Origin of the sequence: Aeribacillus pallidus (genome assembly GCF_050478865.1) — a bacterium.
GTDB lineage: Bacteria > Bacillota > Bacilli > Bacillales > JACDOC01 > JACDOC01.
The window spans coordinates 1-3,231 of record NZ_JBCNBW010000099.1 but is presented as its reverse complement, the minus strand read 5'-3'; the positions used below and the strand labels follow the sequence as shown (position 1 = coordinate 3,231).

2 protein-coding genes and 1 pseudogene are annotated in these 3,231 nt (G+C 38.9%); all 3 read right to left on the bottom strand.

The features are described 5' to 3' along the window. Window positions 1-1,269 (bottom strand): beta-propeller fold lactonase family protein (locus ABES52_RS16790; RefSeq protein WP_429652464.1); only part of this gene is annotated, 1,269 nt, incomplete at its 3' end. A gap of 201 nt (window positions 1,270-1,470) precedes the next feature. Next, window positions 1,471-2,757 carry a PQQ-dependent sugar dehydrogenase gene (locus ABES52_RS16785; RefSeq protein ID WP_429652463.1) on the bottom strand — a complete coding sequence of 429 codons (1,287 nt, stop codon included), beginning with the start codon at window positions 2,755-2,757 and terminating at the stop codon, window positions 1,471-1,473. 182 nt (window positions 2,758-2,939) lie between these two features. Beyond that, a pseudogene (locus ABES52_RS16780) lies at window positions 2,940-3,231 on the bottom strand (GNAT family N-acetyltransferase); the annotation flags it as partial.

The following is a 3,231-nucleotide window of genomic DNA, read 5'->3' as shown; positions in this document are numbered from 1 at the left end:
TCCTGCTACTAATTCTTTTTGCTCAATCCATAAAGAACCCCTTAATTTCACTGAAATCACGCGGTTATAGATTTTCCCTTGAGCTTCATACGTGTGATACAAATAGGCGGTTTGGTTGGTCCCGAAATTAGGATCCAATACAAAACCTAACAAGCCCCCTTCCCCAATAACTTTTATCTGTTTGGATAAAGTCATTGGTTGGCGAGTCACTGTTCCACCCTTAATAGCTACTAGGTTTCCAGGCCTTTCTGTTACATAGAAGGTACCATTATAAATCTCCATAGACCATGGAATATTTAACCCTCTCGCTACAATTTGATAAGGAGATTGACTTTGATCTGAAACGATAATTGGTATAGGTGTAATCGCGATTCCAGTCGGAGCATCTTTCACCGTGATCGAATCTCCGACTACGGTGTTCGTTCTCGTGTCAATTACCGATACCGTATCGTCTATACTATTCGTCACATAGGCATATCTTCCATTTCGGGTAATCGCAATTCCCTTTGGACCAGCACCTACCTTAATCGGACTTCCTACTACAGTGTTGGTTCTTGTTTCGATCACCGATACCGTATCGTCTATACTATTCGTTACATAGGCAAATCTTCCACTCGGAGGGATCACAATTCCCTTTGGGCCAGCACCTACCGCAATTGGACTTCCTACTACAGTATTGGTTCTTGTCTCAATCACCGATACCGTATCGTCTATTCTATTCGTTACATAGGCAAATCTTCCACTTGGAATGATCGCGATCGCATCAGGACCAGTACCTACCACAATTGGACATCCTACTACAGTGTTAGTTTTTGTCTCGATCACCGATACTGTATTGTCTATACTATTCGTTACATAGGCAAATCTTCCACTCGGAGGGATCACAATTCCCTTTGGGCCAGCACCTACCGCAATTGGACTTCCTACTACAGTATTAGTTTTTGTCTCGATCACCGATACCGTATCGTCTATACTATTCGTCACATAGGCAAATCTTCCATTCGGAGTGATCGCAATTTCCTTAGGGCCAGCACCTACTTGAATTGGATTCCCCACTACAGTATTCGTTTTTGTTTCAATCACCGAAACCGTATCGTCACTATAATTCGCCACATAGGCAAATTTTCCGTTCCGTGTTATCGTTATTCCCTTTGGACCAGCACCTACTTCAATTGGATTTCCCACTACGGTGTTCGTTTTCGTTTCGACGACCGAAACCGTATTATCAAACTCATTCGTCACATACGTTACATATACAATGAGAACCATTCTCATTCCTCCATTGACAGATCTCACAAGATAAATATCCTGGAAAAGCAAAAGTAAGTTTTATTTTACTTTTCCTATTAACAGTAACCATAGCTTTGACATTCCCAACCTGGTTTACTTCTATCATTGTTTAGTTAACTTCTTGAGTAAGCAAATCATAGAAAACTACTGGGTGAGTAAATTCTCCTAAGTCCATTTCAACTATAAACCATGAATGTTAATCATCCAGTCATCACTTTTTCCTTTTAAAAGACGATTATTGGTTAACACGTATGCCGTGTTACCATCAAACGTAATGTTCCTTAACCGTCCCAATCCACTTAAAACGACGGTCTCTTGTTTGTTAGAAAGATTGAACTTGCGAATTTGAGCACCTTTTAGACCTGCGACATAAAGAGCACCGTTATAATATGCCAGTCCTGAAGGAGCCCATGTACTATTACCAGATTGGAATAGAGGGCTTTCCATACCGTCTTTCTTTTGATTTCCAATAATCAAAGGCCATCCATAATTTTTCCCTGGTAAAATTTTATTTATTTCATCATGTGCCCGCCAGCCGTTTTCTCCAGAAGGGCCATGTTCGGAACTATATAATTGTCCACCTTGATCCCAGGTTAAGCCCTGTGGGTTTCGATGACCATAGGAATAGATATATGAGTCGGGAAACGGATTATCAATAGGAATCGTTCCATCAAGATTCATTCGTAAAATTTTACCGGCAAGGCTTTTTACATCCTGGGCGAGTGCTGGAACTCCAGCTTCTCCAGTCGTGACATAAAGTTTTTTATCTGGACCGATGGCGATTCTTCCGCCATTATGTGTTCGTCCACCAGGAATTCCTGCTACTAATTCTTTTTGTTCAATCCATGATGAACCACTTAATTTTACTGAAATCACGCGGTTATAGATTTTCCCTTGAGCTTCATACGTGTGATATAAATAGGCGGTTTGGTTTGTCCCAAAATTAGGATCCAATACAAAACCTAACAGGCCACCTTCTCCATAAACTTTTATCGGCTTCGATAGTCTCATCGGGTGGCGAACTACTTTTCCATCCTTAATGGTAACTAGATTTCCTGACCTTTCTGTTACATAGAAGGTACCTTTATAAATATCCAATGACCATGGAATATTTAACCCTTTCGCTACAATTTGATAGGAAGGATGATTGGGATCTGTTCCCCCTTCTGCTAGTTTTTTCTCAAGTGCTCTTTTTGTCATAGGTCCGTAGATTCCATCAATCGTTAGATGGTTCTGTTTCTGAAAGTCTTTTACGGCCGATTCCGTAAGATTCCCATATATACCATCTACTTTAAGAGAATATCCTATATCATTAAGAGCTTGTTGTAAGATTTTTACCCCTTCACCTCTTGACCCGTTCCGTAAAATGTCATTAGGTAAATCTCGTTTGAGGGGTTGTGCATAAGCATGTAGTGGTAAAAAAAATAAAAAAAGGGACAAAAAGATCATATTCAATGTTTTTATCATCTTTTATCCTTTCATACCTCCTTTCGAGAAAATCTATAGATAAGTTTTCTATCTACCATTTACATTATGTTAGTGAGGAAAAAAAGTTTGTACCTTTGAATGAGGGAAATTGCGGAAAAATGAATGGAAAAGGAGATTAGAACTCCTTCTAAAAAAATAGCTGAGGAAATAATAGAAAAAAATTAATTTTTTCTTCTATAGAGAGGGAAAAAATCGCTACTACTGTTGAACGAAAAATGATTCATGACGCTTTGGGATAACTCATGATAAATTTTATCGTTTAGGATGTTTTTACCAATGTAATAATTAAAGTGATTATTGTTTGTAAATAATGACTTAAATTTAAAAAGACTATCATTCTCCTGGTATCCGCCGCCTAAATGAAGAGCTTTTAGTCCAAGAGATTTCGAGAGTTCTACCATCGCATCAAATAACAAGTTATTCGGTCTTAGCGGGAGGTATTCTGTTTTGGAG